Annotated in this window: 23 protein-coding genes; 11 read left to right on the top strand and 12 right to left on the bottom strand. The window is 70.4% G+C overall.

The features are described from left to right. The first annotated feature begins 45 nt into the window (after nt 1–45). Together ligD and RLT59_RS03740 are read left to right on the top strand one after the other, a co-directional pair. Nucleotides 46–1,056, top strand: coding sequence for a non-homologous end-joining DNA ligase (ligD, locus tag RLT59_RS03745; RefSeq protein WP_311307607.1), 1,011 nt, complete (start codon nt 46–48; stop codon nt 1,054–1,056). Then, a complete protein-coding gene (locus RLT59_RS03740; RefSeq protein ID WP_311302034.1) occupies nt 1,053–2,171 on the top strand; it encodes an ABC-2 transporter permease in 1,119 nt (372 codons plus the stop codon). The genes ligD and RLT59_RS03740 overlap by 4 nt, the downstream gene beginning before the upstream one ends. A gap of 18 nt (nt 2,172–2,189) precedes the next feature. Here RLT59_RS03740 and RLT59_RS03735 read toward each other — a convergent pair whose 3' ends face one another. Continuing rightward, entirely contained in the window at nt 2,190–4,433 is a 2,244-nt protein-coding gene (locus RLT59_RS03735) for an OmpL47-type beta-barrel domain-containing protein (protein WP_311302033.1), read from the bottom strand. Beyond that, entirely contained in the window at nt 4,430–6,919 is a 2,490-nt protein-coding gene (locus tag RLT59_RS03730) for a ThuA domain-containing protein (protein WP_311302032.1), read from the bottom strand. The genes RLT59_RS03735 and RLT59_RS03730 overlap by 4 nt, the downstream gene beginning before the upstream one ends. A gap of 263 nt (nt 6,920–7,182) precedes the next feature. Here RLT59_RS03730 and RLT59_RS03725 point away from each other — a divergent pair, with 263 nt between their 5' ends. After that, a complete protein-coding gene (locus RLT59_RS03725; RefSeq protein WP_311302031.1) occupies nt 7,183–8,268 on the top strand; it encodes a multicopper oxidase domain-containing protein in 1,086 nt (361 codons plus the stop codon). Nucleotides 8,269–8,313: 45 nt separating this feature from the next. Here the strand turns inward: RLT59_RS03725 and RLT59_RS03720 are convergent, their stop codons facing one another. Together RLT59_RS03720 and RLT59_RS03715 are read right to left on the bottom strand one after the other, a co-directional pair. Beyond that, the gene (locus tag RLT59_RS03720) at nt 8,314–8,925 is read right to left on the bottom strand and encodes a restriction endonuclease (protein ID WP_311302030.1); all 612 of its coding nucleotides are present in this window, start codon (nt 8,923–8,925) and stop codon (nt 8,314–8,316) included. A 295-nt stretch (nt 8,926–9,220) separates the two neighbouring features. Further along, nucleotides 9,221–11,458, bottom strand: a complete 2,238-nt coding sequence (locus tag RLT59_RS03715) for a DEAD/DEAH box helicase (RefSeq protein WP_311302029.1) — start codon at nt 11,456–11,458, stop codon at nt 9,221–9,223. A gap of 203 nt (nt 11,459–11,661) precedes the next feature. Here RLT59_RS03715 and RLT59_RS03710 point away from each other — a divergent pair, with 203 nt between their 5' ends. Both RLT59_RS03710 and RLT59_RS03705 read left to right on the top strand, forming a co-directional pair. After that, nucleotides 11,662–12,432, top strand: a complete 771-nt coding sequence (locus tag RLT59_RS03710; RefSeq protein WP_311302028.1) for a VOC family protein — start codon at nt 11,662–11,664, stop codon at nt 12,430–12,432. A gap of 96 nt (nt 12,433–12,528) precedes the next feature. Next, the gene (locus tag RLT59_RS03705; protein ID WP_024490309.1) at nt 12,529–12,783 is read left to right on the top strand and encodes a WhiB family transcriptional regulator; all 255 of its coding nucleotides are present in this window, start codon (nt 12,529–12,531) and stop codon (nt 12,781–12,783) included. Between the two features lie 80 nt (nt 12,784–12,863). On the opposite strand, the gene RLT59_RS03700 is transcribed toward RLT59_RS03705, so the two are convergent. The 4 genes from RLT59_RS03700 to RLT59_RS03685 all read right to left on the bottom strand — a co-directional run bounded on the left by RLT59_RS03700 (nt 12,864) and on the right by RLT59_RS03685 (nt 16,205). Continuing rightward, complete coding sequence (locus RLT59_RS03700; RefSeq protein WP_311302027.1) at nt 12,864–13,781, bottom strand: chitosanase; 918 nt, start codon at nt 13,779–13,781, stop codon at nt 12,864–12,866. 108 nt (nt 13,782–13,889) lie between these two features. After that, nucleotides 13,890–14,864, bottom strand: a complete 975-nt coding sequence (locus tag RLT59_RS03695; RefSeq protein WP_311302026.1) for an acyl-ACP desaturase — start codon at nt 14,862–14,864, stop codon at nt 13,890–13,892. A 288-nt stretch (nt 14,865–15,152) separates the two neighbouring features. Then, a complete protein-coding gene (locus tag RLT59_RS03690; protein WP_311302025.1) occupies nt 15,153–15,344 on the bottom strand; it encodes a hypothetical protein in 192 nt (63 codons plus the stop codon). A 9-nt stretch (nt 15,345–15,353) separates the two neighbouring features. Further along, nucleotides 15,354–16,205: a Scr1 family TA system antitoxin-like transcriptional regulator gene (locus RLT59_RS03685; protein WP_311302024.1), complete on the bottom strand. Its 852-nt coding sequence runs from the start codon at nt 16,203–16,205 to the stop codon at nt 15,354–15,356. A gap of 154 nt (nt 16,206–16,359) precedes the next feature. Here RLT59_RS03685 and RLT59_RS03680 point away from each other — a divergent pair, with 154 nt between their 5' ends. Next, nucleotides 16,360–16,839 (top strand): ATP-binding protein, encoded by a 480-nt coding sequence (locus RLT59_RS03680; RefSeq protein ID WP_311302023.1) that lies wholly within the window; start codon nt 16,360–16,362, stop codon nt 16,837–16,839. Between the two features lie 24 nt (nt 16,840–16,863). Here the strand turns inward: RLT59_RS03680 and RLT59_RS03675 are convergent, their stop codons facing one another. The 3 genes from RLT59_RS03675 to RLT59_RS03665 form a co-directional block, all read right to left on the bottom strand. Next, nucleotides 16,864–18,495 (bottom strand): ABC-F family ATP-binding cassette domain-containing protein, encoded by a 1,632-nt coding sequence (locus RLT59_RS03675; RefSeq protein WP_311302022.1) that lies wholly within the window; start codon nt 18,493–18,495, stop codon nt 16,864–16,866. A 322-nt stretch (nt 18,496–18,817) separates the two neighbouring features. Next, complete coding sequence (locus tag RLT59_RS03670; protein WP_311302021.1) at nt 18,818–19,234, bottom strand: spore wall synthesis regulator SsgD; 417 nt, start codon at nt 19,232–19,234, stop codon at nt 18,818–18,820. 137 nt (nt 19,235–19,371) lie between these two features. Then, complete coding sequence (locus RLT59_RS03665) at nt 19,372–19,665, bottom strand: YciI family protein (protein WP_311302020.1); 294 nt, start codon at nt 19,663–19,665, stop codon at nt 19,372–19,374. Between the two features lie 121 nt (nt 19,666–19,786). Between RLT59_RS03665 and RLT59_RS03660 the strand changes: the two genes are divergently transcribed. After that, complete coding sequence (locus RLT59_RS03660; protein ID WP_311302019.1) at nt 19,787–20,464, top strand: endonuclease V; 678 nt, start codon at nt 19,787–19,789, stop codon at nt 20,462–20,464. 79 nt (nt 20,465–20,543) lie between these two features. Further along, nucleotides 20,544–20,687 (top strand): morphogenic membrane protein MmpA, encoded by a 144-nt coding sequence (gene mmpA, locus RLT59_RS03655; RefSeq protein WP_311302018.1) that lies wholly within the window; start codon nt 20,544–20,546, stop codon nt 20,685–20,687. 29 nt (nt 20,688–20,716) lie between these two features. Here mmpA and RLT59_RS03650 read toward each other — a convergent pair whose 3' ends face one another. Beyond that, entirely contained in the window at nt 20,717–21,907 is a 1,191-nt protein-coding gene (locus RLT59_RS03650) for a saccharopine dehydrogenase family protein (RefSeq protein WP_311302017.1), read from the bottom strand. Nucleotides 21,908–22,111: 204 nt separating this feature from the next. Between RLT59_RS03650 and RLT59_RS03645 the strand changes: the two genes are divergently transcribed. The 3 genes from RLT59_RS03645 to RLT59_RS03635 are packed head-to-tail and all read left to right on the top strand — an operon-like array spanning nt 22,112 to nt 25,685. Continuing rightward, complete coding sequence (locus tag RLT59_RS03645; protein WP_311302016.1) at nt 22,112–23,272, top strand: CaiB/BaiF CoA transferase family protein; 1,161 nt, start codon at nt 22,112–22,114, stop codon at nt 23,270–23,272. Beyond that, nucleotides 23,272–24,414 carry an acyl-CoA dehydrogenase family protein gene (locus RLT59_RS03640; protein WP_311302015.1) on the top strand — a complete coding sequence of 381 codons (1,143 nt, stop codon included), beginning with the start codon at nt 23,272–23,274 and terminating at the stop codon, nt 24,412–24,414. Before RLT59_RS03645 ends, RLT59_RS03640 begins: the two co-directional genes overlap by 1 nt. A gap of 56 nt (nt 24,415–24,470) precedes the next feature. Continuing rightward, a complete protein-coding gene (locus RLT59_RS03635; RefSeq protein WP_311302014.1) occupies nt 24,471–25,685 on the top strand; it encodes an acetyl-CoA C-acetyltransferase in 1,215 nt (404 codons plus the stop codon). Nucleotides 25,686–25,707 lie beyond the last annotated feature (22 nt).

The raw sequence follows: 25,707 nt of genomic DNA, 5'->3' as shown, positions 1-25,707 counted from the left end.
TGCGCCCGGCCTACCGTGGCCGACATGGCAGCAGCGCGCAAAGCGGTGGAGCTGGACGCGGGCGGACGGCCTGTCCGGCTGTCCAGTCCGGACAAGGTCTACTTCCCGGAGAAGGGCTACACCAAGAGGGACGTGGCCGAGTACTTCCTGGCCGTCGGACCCGGCATCACCCGCGCCCTGCGCGACCGGCCGACCACCCTCCAGCGCTTCGTGGACGGGGTCGAGGGCGAGTTCTTCTACCAGAAGCGGGCCCCGAAGAACCTTCCCGAATGGATCCCCACGGCCCGCATCGCCTTCCCCAGCGGCCGCCCGGCCGACGAGATCTGCCCCACGGAGGTGGCCGCCGTCATCTGGGCCGCCAACCTCGGCACGCTCACCTTCCACCCCTGGCCGGTCCGGGCCGGTGACACCGACCACCCCGACGAGATGCGCATCGACCTCGACCTCCAGCCCGGCACCGACTACGCCGACGCGGTACGGGCCGCCCACGAGCTGCGCTCCGTACTGGACGACCACGGACTGCGCGGCTGGCCCAAGACCTCCGGCGGCCGGGGCATCCACGTCTTCGTCCCCATCGAGGCCCGCTGGACGTTCACCGAGGTCCGCCGGGCGACCATCGCGGCCGGCCGCGAGCTGGAACGCCGGATGCCGGACCGGGTCACCACCGCCTGGTGGAAGGAGGAGCGCGGCGAGCGGATCTTCGTCGACTTCAACCAGACCGCCCGGGACCGCACGATCGCCTCCGCCTACTCCGTCCGCCCCCGCCCGCACGCCCCGGTCTCGGCGCCGCTGCGCTGGGAGGAGATCGACGACGCGGAGCCGCGCGACTTCGACATCCGGACGATGCCGGTGCGGTACGCGGAAGCGGGCGACGTGCACGCGGACATGGACGAGCACGCCTTCCGGCTCGACCGGCTGCTGGAGCTCGCGGACCGCGACGAGAAGGAGCGCGGGCTGGGTGACATGCCGTACCCGCCGGAGTACCCGAAGATGCCCGGCGAACCCAAGCGGGTCCAGCCGAGCCGCGCCCGCCACGACGAGGCCGGGGACGCATGAGCACCCCCGACGAGCCGACCCCGGCGGAGTCCGTCCCCGGCGCGCCCGGACCGGAGCCGGCGCCGCCGCACGGAGCACACGGCCGACCGCTGACCCGGGGCCAGAAGTGGACGAAGTACAAGGACTCGCCCTACTTCCCGGCGACCGTCCTCCTCTTCATCCTCGCGGCCGCCGCCGGGCTCTTCGCCGGCTCCTACACGTACGCGATGGCCAATCCGACCTCGCACCGGATCCCGGCCGCCGTGGTCAGCCTCCAGGAGACGGCCCGCGGCAAGGCGTTCGTCACCGCGATGGACGAGGCGCTCGACGCCTCCCTCGACGTCCACCGCTACGACACCGCCGCCGGGGCGCGCGAGGCCCTGGAGGAGCAGGAGGTCTTCGCGATCGTGCGGCCCAGCAGGGCGGGGGTGGCCCTCGACGTGGCCGGTGCCTCGGGCGCCGCCGTCGCCCAGGTGCTCGCGGAGTCCGCGGTGAAGGTGGGGGGCAAGCTCGGAGTGCCCATCTCCGTCACGGACGTCAAACCGCTCCAGAAGGGCGACCCGCGCGGGCTCGCGCTCTTCTACATCTCGCTCGCAGCCGTGATCATCGGCTTCGTCGGCTCCATCCAGCTGAGCGTGCACGCCAGAAGCCTGATCCCGCTGGAACGGATCGCGTTCACGATCGCCTACTCCCTGCTGGGAGCCTTCTCCATCGCCGCGGTGGTGGACTGGCTGCTGGGCGCCGTCGATCTGCCCTTCGCCGAGTCCTGGGCGATCCTGGCGTTCACGATGTTCACCTCCGGCATGGTCTTCACCATGTTCAACACCCTGATGGGGCGCTGGGCCATGCTCCCGACCTGGGGCCTGATGGTGATTCTGGGGAACCCGTCCTCCGGCGGAGCCGTGTCCTGGCCGCTGCTGCCCTCGCTGCTCGGCCACATCGGGCGCTGGCTGCCGCCGGGCGCCTCCGTCAACGCCCAGCACACCGCCGTCTACTACCAGGGACACCAGCGGCTCTTCCCGTTCCTGGTGCTCGCGGCCTGGTCGCTGGTCTCCTGCACCGTCTTCTGGGTATGGCGCCACCGGCACCCGGGAGGCCGCGACCACATGCCTCAGCATGCGGCCGCGGCCGGTTGAACCCTTTCCGCAGTGGTGCTAGAGCTCCTGGATCCGGATGTCCCGGTAGGAGATCACGTCCGAGGTGCTGTGGACCTGGAGGCCGATGTAGCCGGAGGCGTACCGCCGGCCGTCGGTGCCCGGGTCGCCGTCCCGCGGCGGCTCGAAGGACTGACCGCCGTTGTTGTCGAACTCATTGAGCAGGACACCGTTGCGGTAGATCGAGTAGTGCTGGTCCACCACCCGGATCTCGTAGTCGTTCCAGGTGCCCTTGGGGGTGACCCCGGCGCCGCCGAGGCCGACCCGGTCGAATCCGTAGACGGAACCGGTCTTGTACATGTCGCCGTCCGGCCGGTCGTTGATCTGGATCTCATGGCCGTACTTGATGGCGACCCACTCCGGAGCGGACTCCTCCGGGTTGTCGTGGACGTTCGGGAACCGCACGAACACACCGCCGTTGGCGTTGCCCGTGCCCGGGGCGTCGTCCCGGAACTGGAGCTTCAGCGAGAAGTCCCCGTACTGCCGGCCCGGGAACCACAGCATGCCCATGCCGTCCACCGTGGTGGAGCTGTTGAGCGAGCCGTCCTCCTCGTTCAGCGAGAACTGCCCGCCGCCGACCTGCTGCCACTTGGCGAAGGAGGCCGCCGTGCCGTCGAAGAGCTTGTGGTAGCCCTCGTCCTGGCCCGGCTTGCCGATCCCCGACTGCTTGGCCGCCTTGTAGATCTTCTTCACCTCGCGGGCGTCGACCACCCCGGCGGTGAGCAGCCGGTCGAGAACCTTGTCGACGTGCTTGAGGAACAGCGCGTGCGACGACCAGTCCTTCTCGTCCTCGATCAGCTCGTTGATCGTGCAGCGGTTGCCGGTGATCCGGTTGGGGATCCCGGTGTCGACGGTGCCCACGATGACGGTGAGGCGTTCGTCGAACTCCGGGCAGTTCGGCGCCGGTACACCGCCGCTCTGCGCGACGGTGAACGACGTCTGCTTCGCCTCCGAGGTGTTGCCCGCCTTGTCCGTGGCCCGGTGGGCGACGGTGTGGTAGCCGACGCGGTCGACGATGACCGCATCGGTGTAGGCGAGGTAGGGGCCGCCGTCGAGGGAGTACTCGACCTTGTCCACCCCGGTGTCGGCGTCGGTCGCGGTGACCGTCACCTTGGCGCTGGTGAGGTAGGCGCCGTCGGAGTTCTTGTCGCCCGCGACCTTCGCGGACGTCTCCGGCGGCGTGGTGTCCTCGGTCGGCGGTTCGACGACGGTGAACTCCACCGCCTGCTCCTCCGCGGCGTTGCCCGCCTTGTCGGTGGCGCGGTAACGGATCTTCTGCGCGCCGGTCTCGTGCACCATCACGGGGCCGGTGTAGGGCTGCCACTCGCCGTCCGCGCCGACCGCGTACTCGATGGTGTTGACGCCGGACCCGGTGTCGGAGGCGGTCACGGTGACCGTCGCCATGCCCAGGTACTGACCCTGGTCGTCCTTCTCACCGGAGACGGTCGCGGAGGTCTCCGGCGGGGTGGTGTCGTCCGTCGGCGGAGCGGCGACGGTGAACTCCGCCGTCTTCTCCTCGGCGGCGTTGCCCGCCTTGTCGGTCGCGCGGTAGCGGATGGCGTGCGCGCCGACCTCGTCCACGACGACGGGCGCGCTGTAGGGCTGCCACTCGCCGTCGGCCCCGACCGCGAACTCGACGGTGTCGACGCCCGAGCCCTCGTCGGTGGCCGCGACGGTGACCGTGGCGGAGCCGATGTAGGCGCCGTCGGCGTTCTTGTCACCGTCGACCTTGACCGAGGTCTCGGGTGCGGTGGTGTCGTCCTCGCCGCCGCCCCCGTCGGTCACGGTCAGGATGCCCTGCATCGCCTCGTGCCCCGGCATCGTGCAGTGGTAGAAGTACCGGCCGGGGGTGAGCGTGACCTCGGCGGTCTGCTTGCCGCCCTTGTCGTCGCCCGGGTTGGCCAGCAGGTTCAGCGGGACGTCGTTGTTGAACTCCGGGTCCGAGACGCTGAAGGTCAGCGTGTGCGGCATCCCGCTGGTGTTCCCGGTCCCCTCACTGTTCTCGAAGACGATGGTCGCCTTGCCGGCCACCGCCGTCTTCGGTGCGGACAGGTAGTGGTCGATGGGGTTGCCGGCCGTCCAGGTGAGCACCTGGTCGGCCGCCGCCGCGCCGGCCGGGGCGGTGGTACGCCCGTAGGCCGCCGTGGAGGTCAGTCCCAGCACCATCAGGAACGACCCCAGCAGGGCGAGCCACAGCCGGGCGGGCCGTGACCGCCTTCGGAAGAAGATCGAACGGTGTCTCACTTCACTGCCGCCTTCCTGGCCAGGTCCTTGACGGCAGGGGTCGGTGCGCCGCCCTTGTACGTCACGCGCCACAGGGCGGACTTGGAGTCGGAGGTGAAGAAGCCGCGCCCGTAGTCCAGGACGTACAGCGAGCCGTCCGGGGCGAACTTCCAGTCCATCAGGTTGCGGATGCCGTCCGCGCCGACCGGGATGATCTCCTTGAGGGACTCGGCGTGCGTGGGCAGTCCGCCCTTGCCGACCGTCTTCGGGTCGGTGAGCACGGCGTGCCTGGGCTGGGTGTCGTCGTAGAAGTCACCGACGAACCACTTGCCGTCCCAGTAGGACGGCCACTTGTCGGCGCCGGCCTTCTCGTCGTACCGGTAGACCGGGCCGTTCATCGTGGCCTGGCCGCCGCCCTTGAGCCAGGGCAGCAGTTCCTTCTGGTCCTCGACCTTGTAGCTCGGGATGCCGTTCTCGTCGCGCGGGTAGTCCACGCCACCGCCCTGCGGCGAGTACCAGATGTTGTTGCCGGTGACCGGCGGCAGGTTCACCAGACCGTCGTTGTTGGGCGACTCGTTCTTGGGGTGGTCGCAGTCGTACCAGCCGAGCGGCTTGCTCGGATCGGGCAGATTGCGGTCCCGGTAGGGCTGCTTGTTGCCCATGCAGTACGGCCAGCCGCGGTTGCTCGCCTGGGTGATCGCGGCGAACGTGTCGTACTTGGCCGGGCCCCAGGTGGTGCTCGGCTCGCCCGCGTCGGGGCCGACCCAGCCCGCGTACAGCGTGTCGGTCGACTTATCGACCGAGATCCGCGCCGGGTTGCGTACCCCCATCACGTAGATCTCGCCGCGGGTCTTGCCGCCGCCCTCGTCGGACTCCTTGCCGGTGAAGAGGTTGCCGGCGGGCAGGGTGTAGGTGCCGTCGTCCTCGGGGTGGATCCGCAGGATCTTGCCGTTGAGGTTGTTCGTGTTGCCCGCGGTGCGCCGGGCATCGGCGAACGAGACGCCCTTGTAGTTCGGCTCCGGGTTGTTGCCCGAGTAACCGTCGCTGAACTGCGAGGAGTTGTTGTCACCGACCGCGATGTACAGGTTGCCCTTGGAGTCCCAGGCCATGCCGCCGCCCGCGTGGCAGCAGCTGTGGATCTGGACCGGCCAGTGCAGCAGCACCTTCTCCGAGGAGAGGTCCAGCTTGTTCGTGGCCAGGTCCATCGTGAACCTGGAGACCTGACGGACCGCCATCTGCTTGTCGCGGTCGATCTTGTCGTGGGGTGTGTAGTGCAGGTACACCCAGCCGTTCTTCTCGAAGTCCGGGTCGAGTTCGATACCGAGCAGACCCTCCTCGACCTTGACCAGTTCGTCGCCGCCGCCCTTGTTGCCGAAGACCGTCAGCTCTCCGGCGAGGGTGACCTTCTTGGTCTTCGGGTCGTAGACGTGGATCTGGCCCAGACCCTTGCCGACGTTCGGGTCCTTCCAGTCGGTGACGACCGGCACGCTGCTGTCGGCGCCGCCGCGGCCGATGTACAGCACGCGTCCGTCGGGGGCGGTCACCAGGCCGTGCGGTTCACCGATCTGGTCGTTCTTGCCGGGCTGGTTGGGCTCGGTGACCCGCTCCGCCTTGTAGTTGGAGGTGATCGTCGCCTTGCAGTCGGCCTGCGAGATCCGGGTCGTCCAGTCGAGCGCGCCGCGCAGGTGGTCGCGGAAGTCGGCCTCCGCGAAGCTGTCGACCGTACCGCCCATCGCGGTGTAGAAGGACCGGCCGCCGTCGTAGTCACGGCACCAGGAGACCGGGTGGTCCCAGCCGTTGGCACTGGCCCCCGGCTTGTACGTGATCTCCCGGACGCGTGCCACGGTGTGCACGTCGCCGGACGGGTTCTCCTTCCAGTTCAGCCACTTGTCGGGACGCTTCCACTCCAGCGGAAGGTTCTTGGTGGCCGGGTGCTGCCGGTCCCCGATCTCCACCGTCGCACGCTGGACGGCGGTGGGGCTGTCGGCCGCCGGACGGGCACCGACCAGCCCGGTGAACCAGTCGGAGTACGGCTCGGTGCGAGCCGCGTCGTGGATGCCGAGGAAGCCGCCTCCGGCCTCCATGTACGCCTCAAGACCGGCCTCCTGCTCCGGATCCAGGACGTCGCCGCCGCCCGTCAGGAAGACGACGGCGTTGTACTTGCCGAGCTGTTTGCCGTTGGTGAAGACGGCAGGGTCGTCACTGGCCACGGTCTTGAAGCGGCCCGCCTCCGGACCCGTGAGCCCGATCTTCTCGATCGCCGCGATACCGGCGTCGACCGTCGGGGACTCGTCGGACGCGGAGGCGTGGAAGACCAGCACCTTCACGTTCGCGCCGCCGGGCGGCGTAGGCAGGGACAACGTTGTCGCCATGGACTCGTTCGGTCCGGGATACGGCCTGGCACTGGCGGCATTGCCGCCGAGCAGGGATGCGGTCAGTGCGCCGGCCGCTACGGCCGCCGCAATTCCGCGTCGCGATCTGGACCTGTGATGTGGTGTGCGCTGCATGTGGTCACCCACCCCTCGTTGGTCACTTCAACAGCGCATGAAGCTAGACCTCTTTTCGCGACTCGCCAATAGCTATGGCAGCAATCGCACGAACTTTGTCCTTAGTGTGGATAAACGAAGATCCCCGGGCTACGGTATGGCCCGTCCCCGAGGCCCACCCGTGCCCGGCGGCGTTGACCGCCATGACCTGCGTACCTCTGTGCCGTGTGCCGTAGTTGCCTTGGGTTTCTCCGCAACACCCGTCTGAAAGTGGGGAGTTCGACATGAATCGACGTAGCTTCAACCGGCGGATTCTGATGGGCGGCGGGGTGGCGGCGGCGACCGGGGTGACATCGTTGTCCCTCGGTGCGATCGAGGCCACCTCCGCCGAGAACCCGCCCCGCACCGCGCCGGCGGGAGGAGTCGTCCGCCACCTCAAGATGTACGCGGAGAAGCTGCCGGACGGGCAGATGGGGTACGGCTTCGAGAAGGGCAAGGCGTCGATCCCCGGCCCCCTCATCGAGATCAACGAGGGCGACACCCTGCACATCGAGTTCGAGAACACGATGGACGTGGCGGCCAGCCTCCACGCGCACGGCGTCGACTACGACATCGCGAGCGACGGCACCCGGATGAACAAGAGCATCGTCGAACCGGGCGAGACCCGTACCTACACCTGGCGCACCCATGCCCCGGGCCGCAGGAAGGACGGCACCTGGCAGGCGGGCAGCGCGGGTTACTGGCACTACCACGACCACGTCGTCGGCACCGATCACGGCACGGGCGGCATCCGCAAGGGGCTGTACGGTCCGGTGATCGTCCGGCGCAAGGGCGACATCCTGCCGGACAAGACGATCACGATCGTCTTCAACGACATGCTGATCAACAACAAGCCCGCCGACAAGAGCCCCGACTTCGAGGCCACGGTGGGCGACCGGCTCGAAGTCGTCATGATCACGCACGGCGAGTACTACCACACGTTCCATGTCCACGGTCACCGCTGGGCGGACAACCGCACGGGCCTGCTCACCGGCCCCGACGACCCCACCCGGGTCATCGACACGAAGATCGTCGGGCCGGCGGACTCGTTCGGCTTCCAGGTCATCGCCGGCGAACACGTGGGCGCGGGCGCGTGGATGTACCACTGCCATGTGCAGAGCCACTCCGACATGGGCATGGCCGGGATGCTGCTGGTCGCCAAGGCCGACGGGACGGTGCCGGGGCGCGAGGCGCATTCGATGTCCTCGCACGGCGCGAAGACTCCGGATGCGAAATCGCCGGACGCGAAGAGCCCCGACGCCAAGAGCCCGGACGCCAAGACGTCCGGCGCCAAGACATCGGAGAAGGCGGCGTCGCACGACAGCCACTGACGGGTGGGGAGCCGGGCCGCGCGCCTCCCGGGCGCCGCGGACCGCTCAGGACAAGGTGGTCGGCCTGCGTGGCGGCGGGACGGCCCGGAGCAGCTTCCAGAGCGGACGGGAGCCGGACGCCCAGCTTTCGAGGGTGTGCCGGTCGACGACGTGCAGCCGCTGCTGTTCGGCGAAGACCACGGCCGGTGCGGTCACCCTGCCGTTCGTCACGATCACCGCGATGTCGGCGCCGTGCACCTGGCGGGCGGTGCCGTTGAGGACCTGGAGATCCGGTGTTCCCACCGCGGAGCCGGCCGGCCCGGCGCGCCGGTGCTTGCACTGGATCACCCAGCGCCGCCCGAAGGGATCGGTGGCCTTCACATCGGCACCCAGGTCTCCGCCGCCGCCGACACGGAGCGCGTCCTGGCAGCCGTCGCGGTGCATCAGGTCCCGTACGGCGTCCTCGAACCGGGTGTGGTGCAGGGCGTCCAGCTGGGCCAGTTCGTACCGCAGGCCCCGCACGCGGACCGCTTCCCACCGTGCGTTCTGTCGCTGCTGGTGGAGCAGGCCGCCGCCGGCCAGCGCCGCGACCGAGCCGAGGACAAGCAGGACCCACCAGTGGGCCAGCAGCCAGTTGACCAGGGCCACCGCCGCGACGGCGGCCAGGACCACGGCCACGAGGCGGCCGGTCAGCCGGTCGTCCGTGCGCCGTCTCCGCCTTCCGGGCCTGCCGGTACGGCGCCGTACCGGCGGGCGCCTGCTCGTCGCCCGGCCTCCGCGCGACCGGGGGCTCACCGCTCTGCCCGCGTGATCAACAGCAACTGCCGGACCTCCCACCAGAACACGGCCGTCTCCAGGAGGGCAGCGGACACCGGTCCGAGCCCCCTCCTGTTTAGCCGGGTCCGGCCGGTGCCGTGACCGGGTCGCCGGTGATTGGCAGTAAAACGATGCCCTGGCCGAATCGCCGCAGTCGTCAGGAACCGTCCCCCGCGTCGACCCCGGCCTCCACCGCCGCTGCCGCCTTCGCCCTCGACTCCACGGCGAGGCGCCGCTGTTCCTCCTCGACGATGCGGCGGGCCAGCGAGCCGTCAGACACGTCCACGGCGTCCGGCGTCGTCTCCGCGACATCGCTGCGCCGCGCGTACGCGTCGAACAGCCGTTCCTTGCGGGCCAGGATGTCCAGCATGCGTTCGTCGACGCTGTCCGCGACGAGCAGCCGGTGCACCTGGACCGTGCGTATCTGGCCCATCCGATGGGCGCGGGCCACCGCCTGGTGCTCCATCGTCGGCTTGATCTGCGGCTCGCAGAGGATGACGACCGAAGCGGCCTGCATGTTGAGCCCGATCCCGCCGGCCTGGATCTGGCTCAGCAGCACCGCGTGGCCGTCGGCCGCCGTGAAGGCGTCGATCATCTCCTGACGCCGGGCGGCCGGCACCCTCCCGGACACCGGGCCGAACACCTCCTCGCCCAAAGCCTGCCGGACCGTCTCCAGCACCTCACGGAAGTACGAGAACACCACGACCTTCAGCCCGTTGCCCGCCGCCTCCGCGACCAGCTCGCGCAGCCGGTTCAGCTTCGCGGAGGTGGCCGGACCGGCGTACGCGGCCCGGCGCATCCGCATGAACTGCCCGGCGGCCACCGCCTCCCGGTAGGCCAGCAGATCGTCCTCGCTGAACTCCTCCCACTCGTCGACCTGCACCAGCGCCGGGAGTTCGGTGAGGACGTCCCTCTGGTTGCGGCGCAGATAGGCGGGGGCGACGGCCCGGCGGAACGCCTGCGACCCGGCGGCGCCGTGGCTGATGCTGATCAACGGGGCCAGCTCGGGCTGGAGCTGGCTGACGAGGCTGCGGAACTCCGCCACCCGGTTCTCCATCGGCGTGCCGGTCAGGAACAGCACCCGCTCGGTCCGGCGCGCCCAGCCGGACACCGCCCGGGAACGCCGGGTGGCGGGGTTCTTGACGTAGTGCGCCTCGTCGACCACGAGCATGCCGGGCCGTACGCCGCAGTCGGCCGCGTCGGGCAGGGTGTGCAGGGCGTCGTACGTGGTGAGGGCGACCCCGCCGCTCTCGCGCCACTCCGCGAACGCGCCCTGCCGGTCCGGACCGTGCACCGGCAGCACCCGCAGCGTCGAGCGGGCCCTGACCTCCCGGGTCCAGTTGATCAGCACGCTCGCCGGGCAGACCACCAGGAAGTGGGTCTCGCCCCCGGCCGCGAGGTGGGCCAGCGCGGCGATGGCCTGGACCGTCTTGCCGAGCCCCATCTCGTCACCGAGGATCACCCGCTTCTGCGCGAGCGCGAAACGGGCGCCGAAGGACTGGTAGCCGCGCAACGACACCCGCAGCCGGGCGTCGTCCAGCCGCAGACCGCGCACCCGGTCGGCGATCCCGGACGGCAGGAACCCCTCGGCCGCGTCCCGGTCCGGTCCGGTGCCGGACATCTCGGCGAGCAGGCTGTAGTACTCGGCGGAGCGCACCTCGAAGTCGACCCAGGCCGCGATCGGGGAGTCCGGATCGCGCAGCAGATCGGCCGAGACCTGCCCGAACAGCAGTGGGAGTTCACGTTCCCGCGCATCGGCCAGCACCGCGCGGGCGGCGGCGACGGCGGCCACTGCCCGCGTCCGGGCCGGCCGCCGCGTGAAGACCATCCGCAGCCGCCCCCGCGCGGGCGCCGCCGTGACCAGCAGCGGATCCAGCCGCTCGGCCAGCCCGCGGGCGCCGTCCACCGCCCGCCGGACGTCCGGCCCCGCCTCGACCAGCCGGTACAACGCCGTGACCAGGGCCGTCGTGGCATCGTCCGGGGATTCGACGGCTAGCCGCACCGTGACCGTGTCCCGTACGGCGTGGGCGATCTGGCCCGCCGCGGCGAGCGCCTGGTCGGCGGTCTGCGCACCGACGCCGGGGATCTGGCGGAGCTCGTAGCGGCTGGCTCCGTGCACCTGCCCGACGGTGGTGAAACCGGCCTGCTCGATCGCGCCGATGCGGAGCCGGCCCTCGGTGACGTCCTTGAGCCGGGACGCCGGGATGGCCGACAGCTCGTCCCGGACAAGCGCGTCGAGCAGGGGGTCCAGGGCGCTGCGTACGGCATCGACGGCGCGGCCGTGATCGGCCAGCACCGCGCGTGCCGCGCCCAGCAGCTCCTCGGCCCGCGCGAGCAGCTCCCTGGCCGCCCGCCCGCTCGTCGCCCCGCCCTCCGTGGACCCGGCCTCAGTCATGTACGTCCTCTGTCCCCGCAAGCCTCACCGCCGCTCCGCCCGGCAGCGCGGCCGGAGCGATTCGTATCGTCCCATGCGCTGCTGACAAGGGGCCGACGGACTGCGGTTGTCAGTGCCCGGTGCCAGACTCGGACACATCAGGAGAAACCTTGTTCGCACGAGAACGGGACCACTGAAGGAGCGCACCATGCTCACCACCCGATGTGTCGACGGAGCCCCCCACTTGGCTGGATCTCGGCACCCCGGATATCGATGGGGCCGCGGCCTTCTACACCGCTCTCCTCGGCTGGGAGTACGAGGCCGGGGGGCCGGAGACCGGTGGCTACGGCATGTTCACGCTCGACGGGAAGTCGGTCGGGGGTGTGATGACCGTGCCGGAGGAGCAGGCGAAGACATCCTGGTCGGTGTACTTCCAGTCGTCGGACACCGACGCCACCGCGCGTCTCGTGGAGAAGTCCGGCGGCTCGGTGCCGTTCGCGCCGATGGACGTGCTGGAGTTCGGCCGGATGGGCGGGTTCACCGACCGGGGCGGGGCGTACTTCGGCGTCTGGCAGCCGAAGCAACTGCCGGGACTCGGAGCCGTGGGGGACGCCGGAAGCCTGTGCTGGGCCGAGCTGTACACCCCGGACGTCCCGGCCGCCGCGGCGTTCTACGGCGCGGTCTTCGGCTGGGAGAGCAGCCAGGTGCCCTTTCCGGAAGGCGGCGGATCGTACACACTGGTCCGGACCGGGGGCGGCGGCGAGGAGGCCGGCTTCGGCGGGCTCGTGCCGCTCGACGCCGTACCGGCCAGGGCGGTCGTGGGCCCGCACTGGCTGCCGTACATCGAGGTCGATGACTGCGATGCCACGGTGACGGAGGTGGAGCGGCTGGGCGGCAAGCTGACGCTGGAGGCGCTGGAGATGGACGGCGTGGGCAGGTTCGCCAACGTCACCGATCCCTACGGCGCGCCGTTCGCCGTGATCAAGAGCGCGTAGCCGCCCGCACCCGCGCGGGCCGGGCCCCGGCGGACGGGGCGGGGGGTTGATGCATCGTTGATCAGTCGTTTATCGCGGCAGGGCACTGTGTGCGGCATGCTGATCAACACCCCGACCGACCCCGCTCTCGCCTGGCAGGAGACAGCGCTGTGCGCGCAAGCGGGGCCCGAGTTCTTCTTCCCCGCCCCCGGCAGCTCCACCCGGGAGGCCAAGCAGCTCTGCAACGCCTGCGAAGGGCGTGTGGCCTGCCTTGAGTACGCCCTCGACAACGACGAGCGGTTCGGCGTGTGGGGCGGCCTCTCGGAGAAGGAGCGGGACCGACTGCGCAGAGCGGGGCGCGACCGGGCGTGACCGCGGGCGCCGGGCCGGCCGGCCCGGCCTGCCAGCCGGCGGGGCGTCCGCGTCAGGGCGTCCGCGTCAGGGCGTCCGCGTCAGGACGCGACGTGGAAGGTTTCGCCGTACATCTTCCAGGTCAGCGGTGGTTTCAGCGCCAGGTTTCCGTCGTACAGGAACTCCCGCTGCGCCGTGTCGATGCGCGAGGTGTCGTGCTGGTTCTTCTTCGACTTCATCACGGCTCGCGCGGCGTCCAGGAACGCGTCCAGATAGACCTTCTCGTCCCCGCCCTCGTCGACCGTGTCGGCCTCGGAGAGTGCTGCCTTCCGGATTCCGTAGAAGGCGTCCGGCTCTGTTCCGGGGCCCTGCAGCACCATGGCGTCGAAGTAGATGAACTGGCCCAGGGTGCCGAGCCCGTCCAGTTTGGCCAGCCGTACGGCCGGCTCGAAGTACTGCTTGTCCCTGACCCGGTCCTGAGCGGCACGGAACACCGGATCCTCGGCCGACTTCTTCCACGCCGTGGTGAAGCCGGGGTCCAGACCCTCGTGCGAACCGGTGCCGTCCACCTTGCGCAGCGCGGGGACGTACGGCTTCAGCGGGCTGTCCGGATGGTCCTTGGTGAACGCCTCGACGAACGTGAGCATGTCGTGCGTTCCGGAGCAGAATCCGACGATCCCGGCGGTGTAGCCGGTGCCGTCGCCGTTGTCGTCGATCATGCCGTACTGGCTGCGCCAGTCCAGCGTCGAGCTCTCCGAGGTGGCCAGCAGCTTCCAGGCCAGTTCGCGTTCGGCCGGTGCGGCCAGCCCGGCAGGCATCGCCTCGACACGCTCGTCCAGCTGCCGTCGTCCCTCTTCGTCCGCGGCGGCGTACGGGTCGGGGCCCACGGCGGAGTCGGCCGGGTCCGCTGCCGCGGCGGCGGGGGAGTCGTCGGGCGGTTCGGGGTCGTCGCCGCCACCGTTGAAGACGATGGAGGCGGCGATGGCTATCGGCGCGGCGAAGAGAACGAAACGCGTCACAGGTTTCACCGGCACAGAGTACGGTCCGTGCGCCGGTGATGAGGGCTGAACCCGCCCCGCTGCGACCCGCCCCGCCGTGACGGGTCGCAGCGGGGCGGGGCAGGGCCGTCAGGCCTGGGCGCGGGCCGCCATCCGCTCCTTGCGGGCGGCCAGCTTCGCGTCGAACTTCGACGCCTCGCTGTCCAGCCCGTTCATGTACAGGCCGAGCTCCTCCTGCGCCTTCAGACCCTCCGGGCCCAGCCCGTCGATGTCCAGCACCTTCAGGTAGCGCAGCACCGGCTGGATGACGTCGTCGTGGTGGATGCGCATGTTGTAGATCTCGCCGATCGCCATCTGCGCGGCGGCCCGCTCGAAGCCGGGCATGCCGTGGCCGGGCATCCGGAAGTTCACGACGACGTCGCGCACGGACTGCATGGTCAGGTCCGGTGCGAGCTCGAAGGCCGCGCCCAGGAGGTTGCGGTAGAACACCATGTGCAGGTTCTCGTCTGTCGCGATCCGGGCCAGCATCCGGTCACAGACCGGGTCGCCCGACTGGTGGCCGGTGTTCCGGTGGGAGACCCGGGTGGCCAGCTCCTGGAAGGCGACATAGGCCACGGAGTGCAGCATCGAGTGGCCGTTGTCGGACTCGAAGCCCTCCGCCATGTGCGCCATCCGGAACTGCTCCAGCTTGTCCGGGTCCACCGCGCGCGACGTGAGCAGGTAGTCGCGCATCACGATGCCGTGCCGGCCCTCCTCGGCCGTCCAGCGGTGCACCCAGGTGCCCCAGGCGCCGTCGCGGCCGAAGAGCGAGGCGATCTCGTGGTGGTAGCTGGGGAGGTTGTCCTCGGTCAGCAGGTTCACGACCAGGGCGGTCTTGCCGATGTCGGTGACCTTGGACTGCTCGGACTCCCAGGCCTGGCCGTCCTCGAAGACGCCGGGGAAGTTCCGGCCGTCGGAGAACGGCACGTACTCGTGCGGCATCCAGTTTTTGGCGACCTTGAGATGCCGGTTGAGTTCCTTCTCCACCACCTCTTCCAGCGCGTACAGCAGTTGCGCGTCAGTCCATGTCTGTGAACTGCCGAGGTGGGGAGAGTTGATAGTCACGGGGGCTCCTGGGGACGGGAGAATTACCTACGGCTTCGTAGGTTACGAGACCGTAGGTTAAAGCGGCAGTAAGGCCGGAGCCAAGCCCGTCCGGGCAATATTCCGTCACTTTATGTCATGTTCGCAGGTCAAGTGGGTGTACGGAGGGTCAGGGCGGCCGTGGGGGAGGGGCTCATGAGGGGTCTCAGATGGTGAAACGGCCGGGCCCGGTCCCCGGTGGCGACGCGCTCTGAACTGTCGGCGTACTCGGAGCGCGGCGGCACGGGGGACACGGCCGGTCGGTCGGGGTCAGAGCAGATGGTCCGCCGCGCCGGACTTCACCGCGAAGATCAGTGCCCGCAGCGCCTCCACGGAGTCACTGACGTAGGTGGCGGTGTCGGTGGTGGAGCCGATGTAGGCGCGGCCCTGGCCGTCCAGTCCGAAGCGGAAGCAGTTCGCCCCCTCGCTGCAGAACGCCTCGTCCCAGCAGATGTCGTTCATGGTCTCTCCTCAGAGGTCCTTGGCTATGCACCGGATGAAATCGCGTGATTCCGCGACGGGCAGTGCGAGCGTACGAAGCCGCCCCAACAGCCCTCGATAGCGCCGCAGTTGCATATCGGCGTCGAGCAGCGTCGAGCCGTGCGAGGAATCGAGCTGTACGGTATCGAGCTGAGGCACCGCAGCGCCGACATAGGTGAAGGACTGTCCGGCGCCGGGGAATCCGCCGGCCGCGAACGGGATGACCCGGACGGTCGTCCGGTCCCGTTCGGACTGGCCGAGGATGTGTGCCAGCTGCGCCTGCGTGACCTTCGGTCCGCCGAACTGCATGCGGAGGGCGGCCTCGTGGACCACCGCCTCGTACAGGGGCGGCCGGTCCCGTTCGAGCACCTCCTGGCGGCGCAGCCGCAGGGAGAGGCGGGCCATCAGGTCGGGGCGCGGCAGCTGGGGGTCGGCGGTGTCGAAGACCGCCCGCGCATGCTCCTCTGTCTGCAGCAGGCCGGGGATGTGCGTGGTGGTCGCGGTGTTCAACTCCACCGCGTGGAACTCCAGTTCGGCGATGTCCAGCAGGCTGGGCAGCAGGAGTCCGCGATGCTCCTCCCACCACCCCCTGGCCCGCTCCTGCGCCATCTCGGCCAGCAGGTCCACGAGACCCGTGTCGGGGCAGCCGTAGTTGAAGGCGAGGGTGCGGACCCGCTCGGCGCTGATGCCGAACCGGCCCGACTCGATGTTGGGGATCCGGGTCCGGTCGACGCCGAGCAGTGCGGCGGCCTGCTGCGCCGTCATTCCGGACTGCTCGCGCAGCTTGCGCAGTTCGTACCCGAGCCGTTGCTGCCGAGCGGTCGGGGTGCTCCTGGGAGGCACGGTACGTGTCCTTCCGGGTGTGGGGAGTCAGTGAAATGACCGGAACCACACAAGTAGTAGCACTGTGCTCCACTTGTGGGCTACGGTCGGTAGCGTAAGTCTCACACGGGGCGACCATGCCTCTGTGTGACCGTCGCCACATGAACCGGGAATTGTGAGTACCTTGATGAAGGGCGCACTGCGTTGCCTCCCCGCCCTCGCCCCCGCCGGGCCCCATCCGCATCCGCCCGGAGCGGGCAATCTGAGCTATTCGTTCGCTCTGCCCGGTGGCGCCTTCTGCGCCGGCCTTGCCCGCCGCGTCGTCGGTGACCTGCTCACCCGGCACGAACTCACCGAACTCCGCGACACCGCGGTGCTCGCCACGTCCGAACTGGTCGCCGCCGCCTACCGGTTCACTCCGGACCGGGAGATGCTGCTGCGGATCCACTGGCAGTTCGACGCGCTGCGGATCGTCCTCTACGACCAGCACCCGTGCCACGGAACGCCCGAGAGGGCCGAGGAGTGCAGGGAGCGCCGCAGCGCGGACATGTGGCTGCTGGCGGCCGCCGTCGAAGCGCAGGGCGGAGACTGGGGGCTCGCCCCCGCACTGGCGGCCACCGGCGGTTCGAAGACCTGGGCGTTACTCCACCCCTAGCCCTGCACAGCCCTGCCCCGCACCTCACATGCCCGCGCGCACCTCGTCCGCCGTGGTGTTCCGGAGCTCGCCGTCGAGCGACAGCCAGCGCGTGATTCCGAGTGACTCCAGGAACGGCACGTCGTGACTCGCCACGATGAGCGCTCCCTCGTACGCGTCCAGCGCCGCCGTCAGACGGCGCACGCTCGCCAGGTCCAGGTTGTTCGTCGGTTCGTCCAGCATCAGCAGCTGAGGAGCCGGTTCCGCGAGCAGCAGCGCGGCCAGAGCCGCACGGAACCGCTCCCCGCCCGACAGCGTTCCCGCGGGCCGGTCCGAGCGCGCCCCCTTGAACAGAAAGCGTGCCAGCCGCGCCCTGATGGCGTTGTCCGTGGCATCCGGTGCGAACCGCGCTACGTTCTCCACCACGCTCAGCCCGTCGTCGAGCACGTCCAGCCGCTGCGGCAGGAACCGTGCCGGAACCTCCACCGCGGCTTCTCCGGACACCGGAGCCAGCTCACCGGCGAGCGTCCGCAGCAGCGTGGTCTTGCCCGCCCCGTTACGCCCCACCAGCGCGATGCGCTCCGGACCGCGCACCTCGAACGAGCCCTGGACCCGGGCCCCGTAGGCCAGTTCCAGATCGCGCAGCACCAGCACCCCGCGGCCCGGATGGACCTTGGTGTGCGGGAGCTCGACCCGGATCTCGTCGTCGTCACGCACCGCCTCCTCCGCGGCGTCCAGGCGTTCCCTCGCCTCGGCCAGCCGCTCGGTGTGCATGATGCGGTGCTTGCCCGCGGACTCCTGCGCGGCGCGCTTGCGGGCTCCCATGACGATCTTCGGTTCGCGCTTCTGGTCGTTCATCTTCTGCCCGTAGCGCTTGCGCCGGGCCAGCTTGACCTGAGCGTCCGCGAGTTCGCGCTTCTGCCGGTGCACATCGGCCTCCGCGACCCGCACCATGCGCTCGGCGGCCTCCTGCTCCACGGCGAGCGCAGCCTCGTACGCCGAGAGGTTTCCGCCGTACCAGGTGACCTCGGAACCCCGCAGATCCGCGATCTGATCGACGCGTTCCAGGAGTTCCCGGTCGTGACTGACGATGACCAGGACCCCGCTCCACGCCTCGACCGCGGCGTACAGGCGCTGCCGGGCGTACAGGTCCAGGTTGTTCGTCGGCTCGTCGAGCAGCAGCACGTCAGGCCGGGCCAGCAGCAGCGCGGCCAGCCGCAGCAGCACGCACTCCCCGCCGGACACCTCACCTATGGTCCGGTCGAGCCCGATGTGTCCGAGGCCGAGCTGGTCGAGCGTGGCGCGGGCCCGTTCCTCCACGTCCCAGTCGTCGCCGACGGCCGCGAACCGCTCCTCGCCGACGTCGCCCGCCTCGATGGCGTGCAGCGCCTCACGGGCCCCGGCGATGCCGAGGGCCGCGTCGACCCGCAGCTCGGTGTCCAGGACCAGGTTCTGCGGCAGGTACCCGACCTCGCCCGTGGCCCTGATCCGGCCCCCGGCCGGGGTGAGGTCGCCTGCGATCAGCCGCAGCAGGGTCGACTTGCCGGCGCCGTTGACGCCGATGAGGCCCGTACGGCCCGGCCCCACGGTCAGGTGGAAGTCGTCGAACACCTCGCTGCCGTCCGGCCAGGCGAAGGAGAGCGACGAGCAGGTGATGTGGGCGAGCGGAGCTGACATAAGGGAATCTCCCGGTTGCGAGGAAGGTCAGGGGCAACGGGATGAGACACCGGTCACTGGCGTTCCACGGAAGGATTTCCGGGGGTGTGGAGGAAGGCCCTGGTCACGGAGGACGGCTCGAAGAGCTGAGGTCACACTCGGGCACGCGGGCATGTACGGACATGGCACGGCGTGCGACACGGTGTCTCAAGACCTCAGACGAGCAAGGTCCTACTCCGATCGGCGACGACAAGGACACCGAAGACGCTACGCCCGGCTCCGGGGGAGCGGCAAACGAATTACCGGCAGCCGAATGCCGACAGCCGAATGACCGGCAGCCGAATCAGCAGGAGCCGTCGAGCAGATCCGTCAGGCTCCGGTCCAGGTCAAGGAACCGGCGCTCCGCGCCGACGGGCACCAGCTGCTCGGTCCGCCGCAGGAACCGGCGCAGCTCCGCGGTGCGCACGTGCACCATCGCGATGCCCTCCGGGGCGTGGAACTCCAGCACCGTACGGTCGTACCCGAAGGGCCTGATCCGTACGTCGCCCAGCCCTGCCGGTGCGTCCATGCCCTCCGCGAGCAGCTCCCGGGAGAACTCCCAGGACACCTCGGTGCCCTCCAGCGTCGCGGGCGCGGGGAAGGACATGCGGATCGCGAAGGGGTCCGTGCGGTCGTAACTCAGGAGGGCGGGAAGCGTCTCCATCTGAGGTGCGGACGCCACCATGCGGGCCTGTACGGACTGCTCGATAACGATGGACAAGACCTGCTCCCTCTCGCGACCGGATGAACGGGTTCCCGGCACTGATACAGACGACGGATGCCGCAGATCCGTGCACCGGGACACCGCGTGAGCTGCGTCACCGCCCGCCACCCACCGTTCACCGGACCGGGGTGCGGTCACACCTCCTGACGGTGGGGCGCGAGGGCGTCCGACGTCCTGCTCGCGATGAACTCCGTGATCCGGTACACGCAGACACCGTGCACGGCGAACGGATCGGTCGCCGCGAGCCGCTCGATCTCGGCCCGGTCCTCCCCGACCGCGAGAATCACTCCGCCGTCCCTCGGGTTCTTGCGCCCCGAGGCGATGAACACCCCGGCCGCGTACTGCGTGTCGAGCCAGCCGGCGTGGTCCTTCATCAACGCGTCGACCCGGTCCAGCGGGGCGGCGTAGGAAAGCTCAAGTACGAACATGATCTCCAGGCTACGGGAGCGGCGGGGTGGCTACGGGAGGTCAGGTACCCCGCCCCCGGCCGTCATGCGCCGAAGCTGATCCAGCGAGGACTGGACAACGGCTTCTAAGCTGGTCGCCACCATGACAAGTCTTCAGATGCCCGCCGACGAGGCCGCCGCCCGCGCCCTCCAGGACTCCCTGCGCGCCCGGGTGGTGCTCGACGAACCGGGGCCGCCGCCCGGCACCGGCCGGGTGACCGGTGTCGACGTCGCCTACGACGACGAGCGCGATACCGTCGTCGCCGCGGCCGTCGTGCTCGACGCGGCCACCCTGGACGTGGTGGCCGAGTCCACCGCCGTCGGCCGGGTCACCTTTCCGTACGTGCCCGGACTCCTGGCCTTCCGCGAGATCCCCACGGTGCTGTCCGCGCTGGAGTCCCTGCCGGTCGACCCGGGCCTCGTCGTCTGCGACGGATACGGGCAGGCGCACCCGCGCCGCTTCGGGCTCGCCAGCCATCTGGGGGTGCTCACCGGGCTGCCGGTCATCGGCGTGGCGAAGAACCCGTTCACCTTCTCGTACGAACAGCCCGGCCCGCGTCGTGGCGACCGCTCGCCGCTGCTCGACGGGGACGAGGAGGTGGGCCGGGCGCTGCGCACCCAGGACGGCACCAAACCGGTGTTCGTCTCCGTCGGCCACCGCACCGGCCTCGACAACGCCTGCGCGCACACCCTGCTGCTCGCCCGGGACTTCCGTCAGCCGGAGACCACCCGCCGGGCGGACGCGCTCTGCCGGCGGGCGCTGCGCGAGGCGACCGGCTGAGGGTGGTGCGGGCGGGGGCGAGGGCGTCTGAGTATCCGTACGGATAGCGTTCGACGATCATGGTCGGCACTCTGGACACATGAACGTACCTCGCACACCCACCCGAACCGCACCCCTTCAACCCATCCGGCGCCGAGCCGAGGCGGGCATGCTGATCGGGGGTGCGGTGGCGTTCGTCTGGGCCGGGGCGATGCTCTACACGCTGGCCTCCTGGATCTTCTAGTGCCGCCCCCTCCCGACGGCCGCGGCGCGTCAGCGGACCGCCGCCACCCGGAAGCGCAGACCGGACGCCCGAAGACGATCCCCCAGCGCGTCGCCCATCGCGACGGCCGTCGTGACCTGCCCCGACACCGCCGGCAGCTCGTCCAGCGCCAGGCACAGCGAGGCCTCCGCGAGCATCCGGGCCGTCTCCCCGTAGCCGGGATCGCCGCCCGACACCTCGGTGAACACCCGCCGGCCGCCGCCCTCGCCGACGAACCTGACCGTGAACCAGCTGCGGTGCCTGCGCTCCGCGTCCGGGCCCGCGCCCGGCTCGTACCGGCTCATCAGCCACGCCCGCGCGGCCGGGACCTGCGCCGCGCCCAGTAGGACACCCATCGCCGCCGTGCCGCCCAGGGCCACCGGAAGGTGCTTGACCGAGGCGTAGTGGCGGTAGCGGAAGTCGGGGCCGTAGCGGGGCAGCGCGCGGGCGGAGCGCTTCACGAGCTGTCCGTCGATCGTCGGCAGCGGCAGTGCCCAGGTGCCGGTCTCCGTGCTGAAGCGCGGTCCGCCGAGCGGTGCGGCGGCGCGGCGGCCGACCAGCCGCGGCTCGTGCAGCCGGCGCTCCCGCGCGGCGCGCGCCATCTGCGGGCCTCGGCTCATCGTGTTGAGCGCGGAGGCGAACGTACCGCCGGAGAAGGCCGCGTTGCTGCGGACGAAACCGTCGATGCGCAGCGGAACGCCTTCGGGCAGCTGCTGCACCGTGAAGTACACGCCGAGGTCGTGCGGTACGGAGTCGAAGCCGCACGCGTGCACGATCCGGGCGCCGGTCTCGCGCGCCCGTGCGTCGTGCTCCAGGTAGACCCCGTCGATGAACTCCGGCTCGCCGGAGAGGTCCGTGTAGTCCGTCCCCGCCTCCGCGCAGGCCGCGACCAGCTTCTTGCCGTACCAGATGTACGGGCCGACCGTCGTGGCCACCACGTGGGTGGACTCGGCCAGTTCGCGCAGCGATCCGGCGTCGTCCGCGTCCGCGTGCAGCAGGGGGATGTCCGCACAGGCGGGATCGAGGGCGGCGAGGTGATTGCGCAACTGCTCCAGTTTGGCGCGATTACGACCGGCCAGGGCCCACCGGCAGCCCTGTGGCGCGTGTGACGCCAGGTATTCGGCGGTGAGGACTCCCACGAATCCCGTGGCGCCGAAGAGGACTACGTCATAGGGGCGTTGTGCCCCGCTCTGCCTGTTCACGAGTGCCTCCGCACGGGCCGGCGCCGATGTAGCAGCCAGAGGCTAGCGGAGGCGGACGTGGCGGTGTGCGGCCGGGAGGGTTTCGTGGGGGAAGATCGGCCGAAAAGAACTAAGCGCTTGCTCGGCCGAAAGGGTTGTGCGGAGCGCGGTCCGTTCTTAGCATCACCGGTGTTACATCAGTTGTGTCATACCGCTGGGGGCTCGATGGCAACAGCAGGGAACAGTGCGCACGCCCCCCGGGGCCCGCTCGCCGGAGTACGGGTGGTCGAGCTGGCGGGCATCGGGCCCGGTCCGTTCGCCGCGATGCTCCTGGCCGATCTGGGCGCCGACGTGGTGCGGGTCGACCGCCCCGGCGGCGCCGGGCTCGGCATCGATCCGGCCCACGACCTCACCAACCGCAACAAGCGCTCCGTTCTCGTCGACCTCAAGGCCGAGGACGGCCCGGATACGGTCCTGGACCTGGCCGGACGGGCGGACATCCTGATCGAGGGCTACCGGCCGGGCGTCGCCGAGCGGCTGGGGGTCGGCCCCGGGGCCTGCCTGGCGCGCAATCCACGCCTCGTCTACGGGCGGATGACCGGCTGGGGCCAGGACGGGCCGCTGGCCGAGCGGGCCGGGCACGACATCGCCTACATCGCCCTCACCGGCACCCTCTCCATGATCGGGAAGCCGGACGAGCCGCCCACCGTCCCGGCCAACCTGCTCGGGGACTACGCGGGCGGCTCGCTCTACCTCGTCGTCGGCGTCCTCGCCGCCCTCCAGCACGCCCGCACCCCCGGCGGCTCCGGCCAGGTCGTGGACGCGGCGATCGTCGACGGCGCCGCCCACCTCGCCATGATGGTCCACGGGATGCTCGCGGCCGGCGGCTGGCAGGACCGGCGCGGCTCCAACCTGCTCGACGGCGGCTGCCCGTTCTACGGCTCGTACGAGACCGCCGACGGCGAGTACATGGCGGTCGGCCCGCTGGAGCAGCGGTTCTACGCCGAGTTCACCGAGCTCCTCGGCATCGCGGAGACGGCGCCGGACCGCGGTGACCTCTCCCGCTGGGACGAACTGCGCGAGGTCGTCGCCGCCCGCTTCCGCACCCGCACCCGCGCCGAGTGGACCGAGGTCTTCGACGGCTCCGACGCCTGCGTGGCGCCGGTCCTCTCGCTCCGTGAGGCACCGCACCACCCGCACCTCGCCGCCCGCGCCACCTTCGTCGAGTACGGCGGACTCACCCAGCCCGCACCCGCGCCCCGGTTCTCGGCCACGCCCGCCTCCGTGCACAGCGGCCCGGCCCGGCCGGGCGCCGACACGGAGGCCGTCGCCGCCGACTGGGACGTACCGGCCCTGCGGACCACCCGGAAGGACACCACCGACTGATGCAGCGGCAGATCTTCACCGAAGAGCACGACGCGTTCCGCGAGGTCGTCCGCACCTTCCTGGCCAAGGAGGTCCTTCCGCACTACGAGCAGTGGGAGAAGGACGGCATCGTCTCGCGCGAGGCCTGGCGCGCGGCCGGCCGGCAGGGGCTCCTCGGCCTCGCGGTGCCCGAGGAGTACGGGGGCGGCGGCAACACCGACTTCCGCTTCAGCGCCGTCCTCGCAGAGGAATTCACCCGCGCCGGCGCCCCCGGGCTCGCGCTCGGCCTGCACAACGACATCATCGGCCCCTACCTCACCGGCCTCGGCACACAGGAGCAGAAGCGGCGCTGGCTGCCCGGCTTCTGCAGCGGCGAGACGATCACCGCCATCGCCATGACCGAACCGGGCGCGGGATCCGACCTCCAGGCCATCCGCACCACGGCGGAGGACAACGGCGACCACTGGCTGCTCAACGGTTCCAAGACCTTCATCTCCAACGGCATCCTGGCCGACCTGGTCGTCGTCGTGGCGAAGACCACCCCGGAGGGCGGCGCGAAGGGGCTCTCGCTCATCGTCGTCGAGCGCGGTACGGAGGGCTTCGAGCGTGGCTGCAACCTCGACAAGATCGGCCAGAAGTCCCAGGACACCGCCGAGCTGTTCTTCAACGACGTCCGCGTGCCCAAGGAGAACCTCCTCGGTGAGCTGGACGGCGCCTTCATCCACCTGATGACCAACCTGGCCCAGGAGCGCATGGGCATAGCCGTCGCCGGCATCGCCGCCGCCGAGCACCTGCTGGAGATCACCACCGAGTACGTCAAGGAGCGTGAGGCCTTCGGACGGCCGCTGTCCAAGCTCCAGCACATCCGGTTCGAGATCGCGGAGATGGCCACCGAGTGCGCCGTGACCCGTGCCTTCCTCGACCGGTGCATCGTCGACCACTCCGAGGGCACGCTCGACGCCGTGCACGCTTCGATGGCCAAGTGGTGGGCCACCGAACTGCAGAAGCGGGTGGCCGACCGCTGCCTCCAACTGCACGGCGGCTACGGCTACATGACGGAGTACCGGGTGGCCAAGGCGTTCACCGACGGCCGCATTCAGACCATCTACGGCGGCACGACCGAGATCATGAAGGAGATCATCGGCCGCTCGCTGCTCGCCTGACCCCCGCTCGCCCGACCCCCGCACCGGGCCGAAACCACCCCCGAAAGGCAGCTGTCTTGAGTACCGAAGCATTCGTCTACGACGCGATCCGCACCCCGCGCGGCCGAGGCAAGGCCAACGGCGCCCTGCACGGCACCAAGCCGATCGACCTGGTCGTCGGCCTGATCCACGAGCTCCGCGGCCGCTTCCCCGGACTGGACCCGGCGGCCATCGACGACATCGTCCTCGGCGTCGTCAGCCCGCTCGGGGACCAGGGCTCCGACATCGCCCGCATCGCCGCCATCGCGGCCGGCCTCCCGGACACCGTCGCGGGCGTCCAGGAGAACCGCTTCTGTGCCTCGGGCCTCGAAGCCGTCAACTTGGCCGCCGCCAAGGTCCGTTCGGGCTGGGAGGACCTCATCCTCGCGGGCGGCGTCGAGTCGATGTCCCGGGTGCCGATGGGCTCGGACGGCGGCGCGTGGGCGATGGACCCGATGACCAACTACGAGACCGGCTTCGCTCCGCAGGGCGTCGGCGCCGACCTCATCGCGACGATCGAGGGCTTCTCGCGCCGCGACGTCGACGAGTTCGCCGCGCTGTCGCAGGAACGGGCCGCGGAGGCGTGGAAGGACAACCGCTTCGCCCGCTCCGTCGTCCCCGTCAAGGACCGCAACGGTCTCGTCGTCCTCGACCACGACGAGCACATGCGGCCCGGCACCACGGCCGACTCCCTCGCCGCGCTCAAGCCGTCGTTCGCGGGCATCGGTGAGATGGGCGGCTTCGACGCCGTGGCGCTCCAGAAGTACCACTGGGTGGAGAAGATCGACCACGTCCACCACGCCGGCAACTCCTCCGGCATCGTCGACGGCGCGGCCCTGGTCGCGATCGGCTCGAAGGAGATCGGGGAGCGGTACGGCCTCACCCCGCGCGCCCGGATCGTCGCCGCGGCCGTCTCCGGCTCCGAGCCCACCATCATGCTCACCGGACCGGCGCCCGCCACCCGCAAGGCACTAGCCAAGGCCGGGCTCACCATCGACGACATCGACCTCGTCGAGATCAACGAGGCCTTCGCCGGCGTCGTCCTGCGCTTCGCCAGGGACATGGGGCTCTCCCTCGACAAGATCAACGTCAACGGCGGCGCCATCGCGCTCGGCCACCCGCTCGGCGCCACCGGCGCGATGATCCTCGGCACCCTCATCGACGAACTGGAGCGGCGCGACAAGCGCTACGGACTGGCCACCCTGTGCGTCGGCGGCGGCATGGGCGTCGCCACCGTCATCGAGCGTCTCTGACCGTCCCCCTTCCTACGGAGAA

The organism is Streptomyces sp. ITFR-6 (assembly GCF_031844725.1).
Lineage (GTDB): Bacteria > Actinomycetota > Actinomycetes > Streptomycetales > Streptomycetaceae > Streptomyces.
The sequence above is the reverse complement of the archived record's forward strand: the minus strand, read 5'-3'. Positions and strand labels throughout refer to the sequence as shown.

Coding starts and splice junctions, on each gene's coding strand:
- RLT59_RS03725 (WP_311302031.1), top strand. CDS start 7,183: ATGAATCGACGTAGCTTCAACCGGCGGATTCTGATGGGCGGCGGGGTG.
- mmpA (WP_311302018.1), top strand. CDS start 20,544: ATGAACGTACCTCGCACACCCACCCGAACCGCACCCCTTCAACCCATC.
- RLT59_RS03730 (WP_311302032.1), bottom strand. CDS start 6,919: ATGCAGCGCACACCACATCACAGGTCCAGATCGCGACGCGGAATTGCG.
- RLT59_RS03645 (WP_311302016.1), top strand. CDS start 22,112: ATGGCAACAGCAGGGAACAGTGCGCACGCCCCCCGGGGCCCGCTCGCC.
- RLT59_RS03715 (WP_311302029.1), bottom strand. CDS start 11,458: ATGACTGAGGCCGGGTCCACGGAGGGCGGGGCGACGAGCGGGCGGGCG.
- RLT59_RS03705 (WP_024490309.1), top strand. CDS start 12,529: ATGCTGATCAACACCCCGACCGACCCCGCTCTCGCCTGGCAGGAGACA.
- RLT59_RS03665 (WP_311302020.1), bottom strand. CDS start 19,665: ATGTTCGTACTTGAGCTTTCCTACGCCGCCCCGCTGGACCGGGTCGAC.
- RLT59_RS03660 (WP_311302019.1), top strand. CDS start 19,787: ATGACAAGTCTTCAGATGCCCGCCGACGAGGCCGCCGCCCGCGCCCTC.
- RLT59_RS03690 (WP_311302025.1), bottom strand. CDS start 15,344: ATGAACGACATCTGCTGGGACGAGGCGTTCTGCAGCGAGGGGGCGAAC.
- RLT59_RS03640 (WP_311302015.1), top strand. CDS start 23,272: ATGCAGCGGCAGATCTTCACCGAAGAGCACGACGCGTTCCGCGAGGTC.
- RLT59_RS03675 (WP_311302022.1), bottom strand. CDS start 18,495: ATGTCAGCTCCGCTCGCCCACATCACCTGCTCGTCGCTCTCCTTCGCC.
- RLT59_RS03740 (WP_311302034.1), top strand. CDS start 1,053: ATGAGCACCCCCGACGAGCCGACCCCGGCGGAGTCCGTCCCCGGCGCG.